Source organism: Solibacillus sp. iso_87, assembly GCF_056173085.1.
In genome coordinates this window covers 1721368-1735729 of sequence record NZ_CM149656.1, presented here as the reverse complement: position 1 = coordinate 1735729, position 14362 = coordinate 1721368, and the positions used below count along the sequence as shown (strand labels likewise).

Below are 14362 nucleotides of genomic sequence, written 5' to 3'. Positions count from 1 at the left end.
CCTAACCATTATAATGCTTTCCTTTCATAAATTTTTACAGATAAAAACAAGGAAATCCCATATAATACGACAGAAATTAAGAATGTAAAGAACATTGATTGAGGTTCCATAAAGACTGTCACTTTTGCGACAAAGGCACGTATTTGATCATGTAAATTCGGGACCAAAAATTTGAGCGTTAATAAATACAATCCTAAGCCAAACATACCTGCAAATGACAAATATTTACTTGTAAACTTGTACGAAAATGGATAAATTACAGAGACAAATCCAAGCGATATACTTGCGACTAAACCTAAGTGAATCCAATTTGGTTGCTGTTGTTGGATAACATAACTTCCTACTATTAAAAGACTAATTAGAATAACAATATATAATAATGCAACAATATATTTAGAGCCTACAATTTCTTTTCGAGTTACTGGTAACGAGCTTAACAGTATTTGGACTGAATGTTTCTCATCACTTGAAAAAATATGCAACGTTGGGACGAAAGCAAATACAATTCCAAGGAAAATATTAGGAACACCTAAAACCATATAAATAATAAGTGCTGCCAACACAATAAGTAAAATATTTTTATGAATAAAAAAATCTTTTTTAATTAGATGAAACAAGTTGTTCACTACCTTTCTGTGTATAATACATAACATCCTCTAATTTCGCTGGTTCATATAAAGCTAAATCACCAAATATTTTTTTCGCTCGATCTTTATTTCTTGCCAACCCCTCAAAACCTAATTTTGTTTTATGAATAGCAATAAATTCTTTTTCAGTATCCAGATCAAGTAGATCGAATCCGCCTTTTACAAGCACATATTGTTCCTCAATAGCTAAAAGTTCATCGGCAAACTGCAACTCACCTTCATGTAAAAAGATAATATAATCTGCAATCCTATCTAAATCGGATGTAATATGTGTAGAGAAGAAAATAGTTTTTTCCTCATCCTGCACAAGTTCATGTAAAAGAGCTAAAAATTCACGTCGAAAGACCGGATCAAGTCCAGCAGTTGGCTCATCCATAATAATTAATTCCGCATGATGTGAAAGAGCCATCGCAAGCGATGCTTTCATTGACATTCCTTTCGAAAAATTTTTTAATTTTTTATTTAATGGCAACTGAAATTTTGAAACATACGCATCAAATACTATGTTGTCCCACTTTTTATACATAGGAGCAATTATTTTTTTCATTTCTAATAATGTCAGGTGTTCATAAAATACATGGTCATCATACACGAATCCAATTTTCTCCTTAATTTGCTTACTATGTTTTTTATAGTCTAAACCAAATATCTTAACTTCCCCACTGTCGGGTTGTAATAAGTTCATAATAAGCTTAATCGTAGTCGATTTTCCTGCGCCATTTGCACCAACAAACCCTGTTACAAATCCTTTTTTTATTCCGAATGAAAGGTTTTTAACGGCAAACCCATTAAATGCCTTCGTTACATTTGAAAATTCAATGATTGTATCCATTATTGTTCCTCCTCATATAATAGTGAAATTAACTTATAAATGTCTTCTAACTTTAACCCCAGTTCCTTACAATTAATTATTGCTTCTGCTAATTGCTGCTCGATTATTTTTTGCTTTCTCTCCTTCATCATTTCAACATTCTGCTCAATGACGAACGATCCTTTTCCAACAATTGAATAAATTAAACCTGCTTTTTCAAGCTCCTCATAAGCCCTTTTTGTCGTAATGACACTAACATCTAAATCCTTTGCCATGTTACGCATAGACGGTAAAGCAAACCCAGCTGATAAATCACCAGATAAAATACTTTTTTTTATTTGCTGCACAATCTGTTCGTAAATCGGTTCCTTCGAATTGTGAGATATTAAAATTTGCATGCGAATTCCTCAATTCATATTATATATACACTTTATACACAATATACATAATTTTTATAAACCTTGTCAACCGTTTTTGTTATTAATGAACTTAAATTATCCTTAACAATAAAAAGCTTACCATTTAAAATGAATGGTAAGCTTTTTATCGTTAAGGATAAACCATATTTATATCTTAAAAAATCTAATTAAATGGAGGCTTTTAAACCATCTATCGCTACTTTAAGATGCATCAGCTGCACTATATTATCTTACAATCCTTGCTTTAGATTGGTTTAATTACGGGCTATTTTTACATAAAATGATACATCATGTCTATTGGGTTTAATAACACTTGAATTCACAGAACATTTGGCTATCTAAAACCTCGAATCAAAAATGTTTAGTGTCACATTCCATTTTATCGTTTATAAATTATTTTATTAGTAATGAAGGCTTTTATTGCACCAATTACTCCAGGTATAAGGAGGACTATACAAAAAAATACAGTAAATAAATTAAAGTGTGCTGTTTCATAAAAATTAAACCAATCATTGAAGATAGGATTTTCCATAATTCTACCAAAAATAGTCCCATCAATTTCCTTCAGGTTTAAATATGAGACCGTATCTGTTACTTCAAATGTAATGAGGATAATTTGGATCAACACAAATATAGCAATAAGAGATGCCCACGATTTTTTCCGAAACAGATTAGAATTTTTTTTATTATTAGCCAAAGTAATACACCCCTTAATTTATTCTTTATCCAAAGGTCCTTTCTTAAACACTGTTGCATTATATTTAATTTATTTAAGTTTCTTCATCCCTCTAACTGAGATTAAACAGCTTTCATCATTATTCATAATTACTTCCATATTGATTTTATCAATATACTTTATTTTATTTTTGTTCACAACAAAGGATTTATGACATCGACAAAATTCATCGCCTAATTCTTCTAATTCTTTTATAGTCCCATAAAACTCTATGTTAGTATTTTCTAGATGTAAAATTATTTTATGGGGTACACAGGAGGATTCAAAGAAAAAAATATCATTAAAGTTCACTACACGTATTTTATTTCCTACTTTAAATTTAAAAACATTTTGTTTCGCTACTTTTTCACTTAGATATCTTTTATAGGCTACTTTTATACAATCACTTATTCTACCAGTTAGTTCACCAATATTCTCTTTAATAATATAATCCATAGCTTCAATTTTGTATGTAAATGTCATATATGATAGTTCACTATGTGTAGTAATAAAAACAATTTTCGCGAAATTATCCAGCTCTCTTATTTTCATTGCCAATTCTAGCCCATTTATATCTGTTTGTAAATTTACATCAAGAAAATATAATCCTGTACTAATGTTATCATTACTCAAATAATCTAATAAATTATAAGGGTTCTCAGTAGATAAAACCAATCTAGCATCAATATCCTCTTCTATCATTAAATAGTTTTTTACACAATTCTCAATAAGCTCTCTTTGAGAGTAATTGTCTTCACAAATATATATCAAAAGCACACACTAGTCCTCCAATTGAATATATATAATTTGAATAAATAAATTATCTCTTATCACCGTTTCAGTAGTAACATGATTTAGTGGCGACAACATTTCATGTAAATTACTTAACCCTAACCCTCTATCTGTACCTTTAGTGGAAAATCCAGGTTGTTTTAACAAATGTAATTGAGGTACTTCACTTCTACATGAATTCTGAATTATAATAGAAATTATATTATCATCCTTAATTATACCTGTTAATAAATCTCCGTGCCCAATATATTCTAATTCTTCAATTGCATTATCTAATAAGATACCGACAGTTGTAATTAATGTGTATGAGTCAATCGGAATTTTTAGAATATCAGCATTTGTTTCAAACTTTGCATTAATACCTAACTCTTGTGCCAACATTAGTTTAGAGGCAAATATACTCTTCAATTCTTTTATTTTAATTTGCCCTAAGTTTTGCAACTTAAAATTATTTTCATGAATAAATTTTGATGTTGGTTGAAGAACATTCTCGTAATATTTGCTTAATCCCTGTATATCTTCTTCTAAAATAAAGAACTCTAAAGAAATTAATATATTCTGATAATCATGTCTGAATTTTCTCATGTTTGTATACTGCTTTTCTATTTCACTCATATATTTCTTTAGCCCCTCATACTCTTCTTCTTTCATTTTTATTTGATACTTTTTTTTTAAATGTACAGCATATAGTGTAAAAGAAAAAATTGAAAGGGCTAAATAAGCCAAGAAAAAAAACAGACTTACTTTTATTAGATCCACTGAGTCACCAATAGAAACCATACCGTAAAACAAAGTGTAATAAATAAAAACCGTAGAAAATCCGATAAATGTCATGAATAACTTTAGTTGCTGATTTACTATAAATTGAAATAGTTTAAGAACAACAGTAGATAAGGATATCCCTAATACTACGTAAATAAATAGATGAAATAGTATCTTTGTATCCGTCATTTGAGGTATATATCTAAAGACAATAATATCTATATAAAATGCAATATGATCACTAACCAGGACAATTAATAAAGAAAAAGATCCATAAAATACTGTACTTATTATTTCCTTTTGATAGTAATAACTCATAAAGTAAGTAAAGATCATTAATAATATCGGCCCAAATGTACTAGGAATTATTGTTAGAATAAGACATAAAAATAAAATTATGCTGATATCTAGTACATTAACCCTTCTAAGTTTAGAGATAATTTTTAATGATGTGATAGTCATAAAAAACTGTAAAAACAATATACCAAATGTAGCCAAAATCTTCCCCCTACCTAACCCACAACGCATTAAGATAAGTATATATTCACTATAACCATATGTCTACTTATTTGGAGTTAATTGGATTTTATAGGGGGGTTAAAGCTCTATCAAGAGTTACTCATTGCTGTTCTATTTTACTTAAAAAACTTTTCTTATGAATTATTAATATATCATACTAAAAATAGAGAAAATCCTATATATAGCACATAAAATAAAGTTTATCAGGATGGGAATATGAGAAGGATTACAGATTTTCAGAAGATACATAGTGAGAGTTCCAGAAAAGTTACAAGACAAAAGATTGGACATCTGTTACCATCTAAGTAAGAGATGTCCATAGTGGTTCGACCACTTCTTTTATGAGCAATGGTTACTAATTGTAGACGTGAAAGCAGTTACTGTCCAAGTAAGAGATGTCCATAGTGCTCCAACTTCTGAATTCTCTTCTAATTGTTGTAATGATAATACTTCTTTCATACGATACACCTCCCTTCAATTATGTAACTACGGCCTTGCTAGCTCCCTTATAGCTAGCTTTTAAAATTAGCAATGGTTACTGATAGTAGACGTGAAAGCTGATACTGTCCAAGTTAGAGATGTCCATAGTGCTCCAACTTCTGAATTTTCTTCTAATTGTTGTAATGATAATACTTCTTTCATACGATACACCTCCCTTCAATTATGTTAATCGGCCTTGCTAACTATGCCCTTATAGCTGCTTTTAAAATTAGCAATGGTTACTGATAGTAGACGTGAAAGCTGATACTGTCCAAGTAATAGATGTCCATAATACTCCAACTTCTGAATTCTCTTCTAATTGTTGTAATGATAACACTTCTTTCATACGATACACCTCCCTTCAATTATGTTAATCGGTCTTGCTAACTATGCCCTTATAGCTGCTTTTAAAATTAGCAATGGTTACTGATAGTAGACGTGAAAGCTGATACTGTCCAAGTAATAGATGTCCATAATACTCCAACTTCTGAATTCTCTTCTAATTGTTGTAATGATAATACTTCTTTCATACGATACACCTCCCTTCAATTATGTTAATCGGCCTTGCTAGCTATGCCCTTATAGCTGCTTTTAAAATTAGCAATGGTTACTGATAGTAGACGTGAAAGCTGATACTGTCCAAGTAATAGATGTCCATAATACTCCAACTTCTGAATTCTCTTCTAATTGTTGTAATGATAATACTTCTTTCATACGATACACCTCCCTTCAATTATGTTAATCGGCCTTGCTAGCTATGCCCTTATAGCTGCTTTTAAAATTAGCAATGGTTACTGATAGTAGACGTGAAAGCTGATACTGTCCAAGTTAGAGTTGTCCAGCCTAGTGTATCTACTTCAGAATTCTCTTCTAATTGTTGTAATGCTAATACATCCTTCATACAATGCACTCCCTTTTTTTATTTATTTAAATAACAACTTTTTTGAGGCTTGTGTTTACTATAAAATTATCAATATTAACTATAGGAATCCAACTTAAAGGATTTGACTTTATAATTGCATTCAAAGCTAAAATTATTCCTGAACTACCTGAATACAAGTCATGAGACAAGCGATAACAAAAATTACCTGAATATAAAAATTCATCTTCCCTACGTAAAATAAAGAGATTTAATTTCTCAATGGCATCTTTAATATTTTTTTCATAAGTTTCAACACTATCATTCTGAATAATCGGAAGTAATAAGAAGCCGCCTATACCATCGAATAATCCTCCGCTAAAAGTACACCTTATATCATTTAAATTTGATATAGATTTTAATTCCTTATGAAATAAATTCTCTCCACTTACATGATTCAGGAACCATAAAGCCACACCAATCCCTATTGTTCCACCAGATAAATAGGGTAATAAACGATCCCTTTCATCAATAGTTTGCAAAATATTAGTTTCCGTATCTAATCGTGTATTTTTTAAATCTCTTTCAAGTAGTTCTATAGCTATTTCGTAATATTCTTGATTCCTAGTAACTGAGTATAATGAAGTGAAAAATAAAGCAACCCCAGACAATCCATCCATTAATCCAATTGGTACTCCTGCCCAATCAGTTGAAGCTAATGTTTTTTTGTTATCAATAAAACTTTTTATATTTGTGGCAATAAAGGTAGCTTTTAAAAGGTAAGATTCATTACCTTCTTCAAAATACAAACTAACATAGGTTAATCCGACCCCAGCTAACCCTGATCTTAGTGAGATGTCCTCTACATTTAAGTTGTCTAGATAATTATCAAATATCATTAAAGCTTCTTCTTTATACCCTAGTTCATAAATTGTTGCTGCAATGCCTGCCTTTCCAGTAAATAATCCCTCCTGTGTAATAGATTTCACCTTATTCAGTAGGTGATCTTCAATCCATTTGTAAACTTCTGTATTCATACTTCCAGATCTAGCAAGAGCTAATGCTGCTCCTGTTCCACCAGTATATACATTGAAATTTCCATCAGGGAGTTCATACTGTCTAATATCACCATAAATTAATCTTTCTTCTGGTATAAAGTTCTTGATCATTCCTTTTGTTAAACCTTCTCTTAGTAAAATAACTTCTTCATTCAGATTTTTATGTGCTTTATTGTTAGTAATAAACTCTTTTCCCTTCGCTTTAGAAAGGTATTTGTCGCATTTATTCTCTATTTCTTTTACAAACAAATATATGTCTCTTCCGAATTCTCGTTCAATCCATTGATTTTGTATTGACAAAATACTTTCATCTAAATCACTAATAGGTCCAATCGGTAAGAGGCAATACCTGAGAATTTTTTTTATTGCATACCAATCTCTTTCTCTATGATTTTCATTCATTTTATTAGCAAAACCTACCGTGTGTAATGCTGGTTTAGTATTTATATCTATTGGCTCCGCAGATTCAAAATCAATAAGTTTAACATTTAAATCTTGATCAATAATTATATTTGATGGTTGTAAATCTCCCATGCCGACATTCTTGTTATGCATTTCAGAAACTATCTTTATTAAACTAAAAATTATCTTTTTTATATCCTTCAGATAGGTATATTTATCGTTTTCTCGGTGGAAAGGGTATTTAACAGAAAGCCACGTTTTCAAATCAAAGCCTTCTACATATTCTTCTACAAGGAAATGGTGTTTCCAAGACCTAAAATAATCAATCACATTGACTACACCTTCAACTTCGGATAATTTAGTTAGGGTTTCATATTCTACTTTAAGTCTATCTACAGCATCCCTTTTTTGACCATCTAGGCCAGCTTTGGGTCTTGCCTCCTTAATAACCACTTTAGTTTTATCAGTAACTCTTTCTGCTAAGTAAATCCCACCACCATTGGTATAACGAAAGACATTTTTAAACTCATATTTTGACAGCTTCTTTTTATCTTCTTCATCTTCTGTTAAGTTATTTTTAGAATCTAAGTATATATCGAAATCTTTTACAAATTCAGGGACTTGATAATATGGAGTGCGTTGGTCTGGAACTAAATTACCCCCAGGATCTTTAATACAAGCTTCTCCTTTTTCATTAAGAATAGATATAAAGCCTCCATATCGATAGAAAACATTACTATCTCTCCAACACTTATCACTTAATATATATGGACCATTTTCTTTATCCTTAACTATTTCATACAGTGTATCTAATAAATTAAGAAAGGTATCATCCGAAGGAGGATATATAGTTATAAACTTTCCTGAACTTATTCTGTTTCCATTTTTTGAATTAATATTTAGTAAACTAAACTCATCATTAATATGTTTAAATGGAATTTGTTTTGCTAAAAGAACTTCACTTATTCCATTCAAAATTTCTTGGGCATTATATAACGTTGAACTTACATGAATTTTCCATCCTTGATCTTTAATTTGTTGGTTTTTAAAATTATAAAATTTCCATGGTGAGCTGTTTTCTTTAATAACAATACAATTGTCAGGTATATTAGTTACTTTATAAACAATACCACTGTTATAAGATTCTGATTTTTCGTAATATTCTGATTTTTCATTCATGTAATTGAAATACAATTGATTTTTATCCAAATTGAAACTCCCCCTTTTATCAAGCTTGTAACTGTAACTTACAAAACTGATTATACAAATTATGAGACTCTTTTAACTCATCATGCCTACCTTGTCCGGTTACTCTACCTTTTTCAATGAAAATTATATTTTCAGAATTAAGTATAGTTGATAGTCTATGTGCAATAATTATTGCCGTCCTACCCTCAATTATGTTCCTCATAGCAGCTTGCACTTTTTCCTCAGATTTACTATCTAAGTTCGCAGTGGCTTCATCTAACAAAATAATGTTTGGATTTTTTAAAAACAACCTTGCAATTGCAATCCTTTGCTTTTGACCTCCAGATAACATTAAACCTCTCTCTCCTACGTAAGTATCTAGTCCATTAGGTAAATCATTAATGAATTCCAAAGCGTATGCCATCTTACAAACGTGCATTATTTCTTCATCGCTTGGTGGTACTCCTTCTATTCCAAATAATATATTTTCTCTTATCGTTCCTGTAATTAAACTAGATTCTTGTGATACATAACCAATTTGAGACCGCCAAGAATTTAAAGAGATTTCTTCAATATTTTTACCATCGATACATATGCTTCCACTAGTTGGTTTATAAAACCTTTCTAAAAGAGATACGAGTGTAGTTTTTCCACTGCCACTTGGACCTACCAAAGCATATTTTTGACCACCTTTAAAGTTCAAGTTAATGTTTTTTAAGGCAAAATCACGATTTTGTGTTGGGTATTTGAAACTCACATTTTTAAACTCTATATTTTTATTAGTTACATTTAAATAATTACCTTGTTCAAGATTCTCACCATTTTCAGATATCAATTGTGATATCCTTTCTGTTGCACCTTTTGTTTTTTGTAATTGAGAGAAGAACATCCCGAAATTGGTAATCGGTCCTAATATATAAAAGATTAATGTTAAAAATGCAATAAATGTTCCCGGTGATAATTCACCATTTCCAAGCTTTACTCCTCCGTATCCAATAATTGAAAGGATTATTAACATCATAATCAAATTTATTACTGGATTTACCGTTGCCATCCATTTCGCCTGTTTTACTCCAATATTTTCCAACTCAATGATATTCTCAAGACCCCGTTTAATTTGAAGATTTTCTGCAGTAAAAGATTTAATTAATTTATTTTCTGATATCATCTCAATAGCTCTAATATTTAGTTTTCCAGTTGATTTTTGTATTCTTTTGGATAAATTAGATAAGATTTTACCTAATGGTATAAAAAATAAGAAAAATATTGGAATCGCTAGGATAATGATCATTGATAATTGCCAGTCATAATAAAATAACCAAAAACCACAAAAGATGAGCATTAAAATGGCATTGATAAATTGTGAGAATGAAGTAGTAACTAAATTGTAAATTACTGTAGTATCACTGACCAACCTACTAGCAATATCACCTGACTCATTTTTGTCAAAGAACTCTGTGGGTAATTTCACTATACGATTCCAAGTTATTTTTCTTAAATTAGATACAATATTTAAACCCACTATACTTAACAAGTAACCAGCGATAACACCCGTTCCGGTTTGAAGAATGAATAATACTGCTAGACCAAGTAAGATCTTTCCATTTATGCTCCCGGATAATACAAAGCTATCTATAGTTTTCTTTAAAAAATTTGGTATAAAAGTAGAAGATACTGCGCTAATAGCACTAATTGTACATGAAATAATAAATAAACTAATCTTAGGTTTACAATGACTTATTAAAGTAAAGAATTCTTTCCAAGTATAGTTAGTATTTTTAATTCGCCTTGTGAGCATTTTTTCACCTGTTTCTTTTCATAAATTTACTTCCAGGTAAATACTAACATTGATTGCATGAATTTGATTGTTTATATCCCAAAAAAGGTTATTAATGTCATAATTGTAATTGCTTTCCAAACTAAATAACGATTCTGATTACAGAATTGTTTTAATTTACTAAATTTCTTAAAATTTCAGCTGTTCCACACTTTCAAATTCTTTTAGGTAGAGATATTCTGATTTTATGATACCGAAAAAATTCTCTATTACTGAATTGTCGTAACAGTTCCCTTTACGAGACATACCTTGCACAATACCTCTTGAATCTAGGTCATAACGATATTTCTTCATTTGATAATGCCAACCTTGATCTGAGTGCATCAGTAGCTTGTGATCTGCCTTTATCGTATATTTATGCCTTAATTCATAGATAATCTTTACTTTGTCTTCTTTGGTGATTTTTCCTTGGCTGAACTAAGGCATTCAACTTTTTAAATACTCGTTTTCCATTTCAAGTTGCTTAATACGCGCTTAAAGAGCTTCTGTAGAGCCTTCTACTAGAGTTTGTTTTGGTTGTTTATTCGTTTCTTTTCTCATGAATGGACGCCCCTTTTTCTTAGAAATGAGCGCATCATATCCATTTGTCTCCAGTTGTTTTCTCCATTCCTTACTAATCCTGGTGAGGATATTTTAAAGATAACTGCAGCCCCATTAGAAGAAACGCCATTTTCGTTCATATATTTAAGTACGTTCATTTTAAATTCCGCAGTGTAAGTTGTATAGGATTTTTCAAAAGTAGCTAAACCATGATATTTGAAATGTTGATCCAGTTTCGAACTACGGGCTCCGGAATACCAAGAGATGTAGCAATACCATTTACACTCTCTGTACTGTTTTGAAATTTTGTGACGGCTTCAAGTTTTTGACTATACGCATATTTTGCCATAAAAAATGCACCTCCAATTGTTAGATGTGTCTAAAAATTGGGGTGCAGTTCAAACGTTCGTGCCTTTTTAATTTTGTCCCAAACTTTGTTAAGACGGATGCGAATTTCCTGTTCATATTCTTCGTCCTATTCTTATTTCAACTGTAACCTCTGTTTTTTGTATGGACAGTCATGATTTTATAAATAATATAATTCATATTAACCATTAGACTATGTTTAGATAGCGAGCTGTCTAAGCTAGAATAAACAATTCTGTATACAGAATTGTTATTTTTTTGTAAATAAATAAATGTTATGATTTAAATTCCCTATTTCCAGACAAAATAATTCGATCTCTATAATTAATGTTAATATTTTACTGTAAGTTATAAATGAAAAAAAATAAGTAAAAACATTATCGGGTTATCGGACTTGTAAATAACAATATTTAACTTGATTTTTAAGGAGGTGAATAGCATGCAAAAAGTATTAGATTTACAAAAAATAGGTGATGAGGTAGAAGCACAAATTGGCCCAACAATTCTGACAGTTACAATTATACCTACTACTTTTATGTCTTTAATTAGTAATCACTGTGATAACAAGGCTTCATAGCATAAAAGTAATAGTGGTTTTTCCATTTTATAGGTTTTACATCTAAAGCAATCTATACTGAAAAGAGTCTAGTTTGCTTTGACCTTTTAATAAATATTAAGCTTTGAAAGTTGTCTCTTGAGTCGCGATTCCAGCAAGATTTGCAGCCTTATCTCTTTTGGCACAACTTTCCGAAAAGGATAATACGCCTTCTTTTACTTCCACAAACAGTCCACGCATTACTAATGTCTTTGCCACTTTTTCTGTTGCCGTCATCATTTCTAAATTCAATAAATTCATTTTCCCAGCCCCCTTTGATTTGTTACCCTTAGTATATAAAAGTGCCGGTCACCAGGATTTTTTCTTCTCTTCCTGTGCAGCTAATTGTCTTCTTGTTTCCATAGATTCTTTTATGACCAACATTAACTTCCTATCTCTATCAATACTGTTTTCAATATAGTTTTGCTGCTTTTCTAATCGATCCAACAGTTTCTGGTTGAACTGCATTTGATTATTTTTACATATCTCAAACTGTTCTAATAGCTTACTGTAATCAGGGTTTACTATAGGTGCTGCATCTGTTATATCGTCTATGTCAGATTCTAATATGGAATTCACTGCTTCACTTGTTAACGATCCCGAATTTTTAAGTGTTACAATTCCTTTATTATCTCTACATCCCTTGGATAAAAAATACGAAGCCCTACTGAATTTTTATTAAATTCATAATGATGCTTTTGTATTAACGCACAATATTTTCTCAGCGTACTTTCCTGGACCCCTAGCATTTTACTTACCGTAACAGTGTCATAAATAAGCTCCCCACCAATTGTTAGAACACTTTAAAAGTATTACTTGATACAAATTTCGTATCTCACTAAAGGACCGCATTTTAGATGAACAAAACATTAGAAGATTTAAAAGTATTCATTATGCGTGGCGGTATTGGTGGTTTTGCCACAACTGCTCAAGCTGCTCCAACTAAGTTAGGTTCATTTCTTGAAGAAGATTAAATTTGACCCCGTTTTGACTCGGTATGGTTTGAAAATGAATGACAACTATTGAGACACATAAAAAAAGAAACCTTGATATATCAAGGTTTCTTTCACTCAATGACAATCATTGAATAGTGTATATGGAGACAGTGGGAGTCGAACCCGCGTCCAGATACACCAATCCTTAATTGTCTATACTAAATAAGTTTGCCTATTTGTGATTCATGCTATATTACCTTTACATTTACTTCTACAAGAATCAGAAACATTTTTACTTTCCTACGGTTTCCCCCACACTATATCCAAACAAGTAAATTCAACATTTCTTATAAAAATGAATTCCATCCCGCTTCTCAATCTCGACCATACCTTGATCTACCAAATAATCAAACTGCCCTAACGTTTCGGATAGTGTCAGCCCTAATTGCTGCTGGTAAATGCGTTCGAATAATTGAGTTGTCATTTCAAAGTTAGTTTGCGGTGTATTAAGCAAGCCGTATACTTTTAATGCGCGTTGTCTTTGTTTTTCCAACCGTTCATCAATGAGTGGTTCGATATTTGTCAGTTCCCCACCATGGCCTGCATACAATTTCGAAATCTCTAAATTTTTCAGGCGTTTAAGTGATTCATTATATTGCAGCAACGATTTAGGTCGCTCCATCGATAAATCAAGCGGTGGCTCAACTAATGGATTCGATGATGTACGTTCAAGCAGTAAATCACCGCCGATACATTCGCGGGTATCATCTTCAACAAAAATAAGATGGCTTTGCGCATGTCCGGGTGTTTCATATACTTTCAAACCGGGATGACCTGGCACTTCATCGCCCTCTTTTAAATAGCCAGTCAACGGAATTGTACCGAATAATTCAATTTCGCCTTTAACATGTAAAATACGGTTCACATATTTTTCCGGCACGCCTTGCTCGATTAAAAGCTTTTTGAAAAATCGCTCATGATACTGCAGAAATTCCGGCTCTTTTTTCATCCAGTAATCAACATATTGATGCCCTAACACTTCCGCCCCTGGAAATGCATCGATCCAACCGGCATGGTCCGGATGATGATGTGTCAGCACAACTTGTTCCACGTCTTTCATATCATAACCTGCAGCGCGCATACCCCATTTGATCGCTTCATACGCTTCTTCTGTTTTCGGCCCTGCATCAAATAAAGTCAGTGCGTCTCCCTTTACTAGAAAAGCATTTACATCCCCCACCGCATATGGTGTAGGTATAACAATTTTATGTACTTCCATATTTTAATCCCCTTTTTCTTAATTCAGCAATCACTCACCTCTTCAAGTAGATGATAGCTGCTTGTTTTGTTTAACCCAGCTGCTGGTCCAAAAGCCAGCTGAATAAAAATAAGCCTCTGGCAGATGTTACAGATTTTAAATGGAAATTTAATGAGGAA

Annotated in this window: 19 protein-coding genes and 1 pseudogene; 1 reads left to right on the top strand and 19 read right to left on the bottom strand. The window is 31.6% G+C overall.

What is annotated here, in order from left to right; translation table 11 throughout:
• Window positions 1-8: 8 nt before the first annotated feature.
• The 16 genes and pseudogenes from AC0VXV_RS08605 to AC0VXV_RS08530 all read right to left on the bottom strand — a co-directional run bounded on the left by AC0VXV_RS08605 (window position 9) and on the right by AC0VXV_RS08530 (window position 11378).
• A complete protein-coding gene (locus AC0VXV_RS08605; RefSeq protein ID WP_475531172.1) occupies window positions 9-617 on the bottom strand; it encodes an ABC-2 transporter permease in 609 nt (202 codons plus the stop codon).
• Window positions 601-1479, bottom strand: a complete 879-nt coding sequence (locus tag AC0VXV_RS08600) for an ABC transporter ATP-binding protein (RefSeq protein WP_475531171.1) — start codon at window positions 1477-1479, stop codon at window positions 601-603. Before AC0VXV_RS08600 ends, AC0VXV_RS08605 begins: the two co-directional genes overlap by 17 nt.
• On the bottom strand, window positions 1479-1856 hold the full coding sequence (locus AC0VXV_RS08595; RefSeq protein ID WP_475531170.1) for a GntR family transcriptional regulator: 378 nt from the start codon (window positions 1854-1856) through the stop codon (window positions 1479-1481). The genes AC0VXV_RS08600 and AC0VXV_RS08595 overlap by 1 nt, the downstream gene beginning before the upstream one ends.
• 400 nt (window positions 1857-2256) lie before the next feature.
• On the bottom strand, window positions 2257-2574 hold the full coding sequence (locus AC0VXV_RS08590; RefSeq protein WP_475531169.1) for a YfzA family protein: 318 nt from the start codon (window positions 2572-2574) through the stop codon (window positions 2257-2259).
• A 69-nt stretch (window positions 2575-2643) separates the two neighbouring features.
• A complete protein-coding gene (locus AC0VXV_RS08585) occupies window positions 2644-3369 on the bottom strand; it encodes a LytR/AlgR family response regulator transcription factor (protein ID WP_475531168.1) in 726 nt (241 codons plus the stop codon).
• 3 nt (window positions 3370-3372) lie between these two features.
• The gene (locus tag AC0VXV_RS08580; RefSeq protein ID WP_475531167.1) at window positions 3373-4644 is read right to left on the bottom strand and encodes a GHKL domain-containing protein; all 1272 of its coding nucleotides are present in this window, start codon (window positions 4642-4644) and stop codon (window positions 3373-3375) included.
• 360 nt (window positions 4645-5004) lie between these two features.
• A complete protein-coding gene (locus tag AC0VXV_RS08575; RefSeq protein ID WP_475531166.1) occupies window positions 5005-5124 on the bottom strand; it encodes a class III lanthipeptide in 120 nt (39 codons plus the stop codon).
• A 66-nt stretch (window positions 5125-5190) separates the two neighbouring features.
• Window positions 5191-5307, bottom strand: coding sequence for a class III lanthipeptide (locus tag AC0VXV_RS08570; RefSeq protein ID WP_475531165.1), 117 nt, complete (start codon window positions 5305-5307; stop codon window positions 5191-5193).
• A 67-nt stretch (window positions 5308-5374) separates the two neighbouring features.
• Entirely contained in the window at window positions 5375-5491 is a 117-nt protein-coding gene (locus tag AC0VXV_RS08565; protein ID WP_475531164.1) for a class III lanthipeptide, read from the bottom strand.
• A gap of 67 nt (window positions 5492-5558) precedes the next feature.
• The gene (locus AC0VXV_RS08560; RefSeq protein WP_475531164.1) at window positions 5559-5675 is read right to left on the bottom strand and encodes a class III lanthipeptide; all 117 of its coding nucleotides are present in this window, start codon (window positions 5673-5675) and stop codon (window positions 5559-5561) included.
• Between the two features lie 67 nt (window positions 5676-5742).
• Window positions 5743-5859, bottom strand: a complete 117-nt coding sequence (locus AC0VXV_RS08555) for a class III lanthipeptide (RefSeq protein WP_475531164.1) — start codon at window positions 5857-5859, stop codon at window positions 5743-5745.
• A 67-nt stretch (window positions 5860-5926) separates the two neighbouring features.
• A complete protein-coding gene (locus tag AC0VXV_RS08550; RefSeq protein WP_475531163.1) occupies window positions 5927-6046 on the bottom strand; it encodes a class III lanthipeptide in 120 nt (39 codons plus the stop codon).
• Between the two features lie 26 nt (window positions 6047-6072).
• Window positions 6073-8673 (bottom strand): class III lanthionine synthetase LanKC, encoded by a 2601-nt coding sequence (lanKC, locus tag AC0VXV_RS08545; RefSeq protein WP_475531162.1) that lies wholly within the window; start codon window positions 8671-8673, stop codon window positions 6073-6075.
• 19 nt (window positions 8674-8692) lie between these two features.
• Window positions 8693-10450, bottom strand: coding sequence for an ABC transporter ATP-binding protein (locus tag AC0VXV_RS08540; RefSeq protein WP_475531161.1), 1758 nt, complete (start codon window positions 10448-10450; stop codon window positions 8693-8695).
• A 174-nt stretch (window positions 10451-10624) separates the two neighbouring features.
• Window positions 10625-10822, bottom strand: a pseudogene (locus AC0VXV_RS08535) (IS3 family transposase); the annotation flags it as partial.
• Window positions 10823-11231: 409 nt separating this feature from the next.
• Window positions 11232-11378: a transposase gene (locus AC0VXV_RS08530; protein WP_475531160.1), complete on the bottom strand. Its 147-nt coding sequence runs from the start codon at window positions 11376-11378 to the stop codon at window positions 11232-11234.
• A gap of 456 nt (window positions 11379-11834) precedes the next feature.
• On the opposite strand from AC0VXV_RS08530, the gene AC0VXV_RS08525 reads away from it, so the two are divergent.
• Window positions 11835-11972 (top strand): class III lanthipeptide, encoded by a 138-nt coding sequence (locus AC0VXV_RS08525; protein ID WP_475531159.1) that lies wholly within the window; start codon window positions 11835-11837, stop codon window positions 11970-11972.
• Between the two features lie 96 nt (window positions 11973-12068).
• Here AC0VXV_RS08525 and AC0VXV_RS08520 read toward each other — a convergent pair whose 3' ends face one another.
• The 3 genes from AC0VXV_RS08520 to AC0VXV_RS08510 all read right to left on the bottom strand — a co-directional run bounded on the left by AC0VXV_RS08520 (window position 12069) and on the right by AC0VXV_RS08510 (window position 14204).
• Window positions 12069-12251, bottom strand: a complete 183-nt coding sequence (locus tag AC0VXV_RS08520) for a hypothetical protein (protein WP_475531158.1) — start codon at window positions 12249-12251, stop codon at window positions 12069-12071.
• A gap of 48 nt (window positions 12252-12299) precedes the next feature.
• Entirely contained in the window at window positions 12300-12569 is a 270-nt protein-coding gene (locus tag AC0VXV_RS08515) for a DUF3967 domain-containing protein (protein ID WP_475531157.1), read from the bottom strand.
• A gap of 693 nt (window positions 12570-13262) precedes the next feature.
• The gene (locus tag AC0VXV_RS08510) at window positions 13263-14204 is read right to left on the bottom strand and encodes an MBL fold metallo-hydrolase (RefSeq protein ID WP_475531156.1); all 942 of its coding nucleotides are present in this window, start codon (window positions 14202-14204) and stop codon (window positions 13263-13265) included.
• Between the last annotated feature and the right edge of the window lie 158 nt (window positions 14205-14362).

Excerpts from the sequence above, each read along its gene's own strand:
- AC0VXV_RS08600 (WP_475531171.1), bottom strand. The coding sequence starts at position 1,479 with ATGGATACAATCATTGAATTTTCAAATGTAACGAAGGCATTTAATGGG.
- AC0VXV_RS08595 (WP_475531170.1), bottom strand. The coding sequence starts at position 1,856 with ATGCAAATTTTAATATCTCACAATTCGAAGGAACCGATTTACGAACAG.
- AC0VXV_RS08575 (WP_475531166.1), bottom strand. The coding sequence starts at position 5,124 with ATGAAAGAAGTATTATCATTACAACAATTAGAAGAGAATTCAGAAGTT.
- AC0VXV_RS08570 (WP_475531165.1), bottom strand. The coding sequence starts at position 5,307 with ATGAAAGAAGTATTATCATTACAACAATTAGAAGAAAATTCAGAAGTT.
- AC0VXV_RS08565 (WP_475531164.1), bottom strand. The coding sequence starts at position 5,491 with ATGAAAGAAGTGTTATCATTACAACAATTAGAAGAGAATTCAGAAGTT.
- AC0VXV_RS08560 (WP_475531164.1), bottom strand. The coding sequence starts at position 5,675 with ATGAAAGAAGTATTATCATTACAACAATTAGAAGAGAATTCAGAAGTT.
- AC0VXV_RS08555 (WP_475531164.1), bottom strand. The coding sequence starts at position 5,859 with ATGAAAGAAGTATTATCATTACAACAATTAGAAGAGAATTCAGAAGTT.
- AC0VXV_RS08550 (WP_475531163.1), bottom strand. The coding sequence starts at position 6,046 with ATGAAGGATGTATTAGCATTACAACAATTAGAAGAGAATTCTGAAGTA.
- AC0VXV_RS08540 (WP_475531161.1), bottom strand. The coding sequence starts at position 10,450 with ATGCTCACAAGGCGAATTAAAAATACTAACTATACTTGGAAAGAATTC.
- AC0VXV_RS08530 (WP_475531160.1), bottom strand. The coding sequence starts at position 11,378 with ATGGCAAAATATGCGTATAGTCAAAAACTTGAAGCCGTCACAAAATTT.
- AC0VXV_RS08525 (WP_475531159.1), top strand. The coding sequence starts at position 11,835 with ATGCAAAAAGTATTAGATTTACAAAAAATAGGTGATGAGGTAGAAGCA.
- AC0VXV_RS08520 (WP_475531158.1), bottom strand. The coding sequence starts at position 12,251 with ATGAATTTATTGAATTTAGAAATGATGACGGCAACAGAAAAAGTGGCA.
- AC0VXV_RS08510 (WP_475531156.1), bottom strand. The coding sequence starts at position 14,204 with ATGGAAGTACATAAAATTGTTATACCTACACCATATGCGGTGGGGGAT.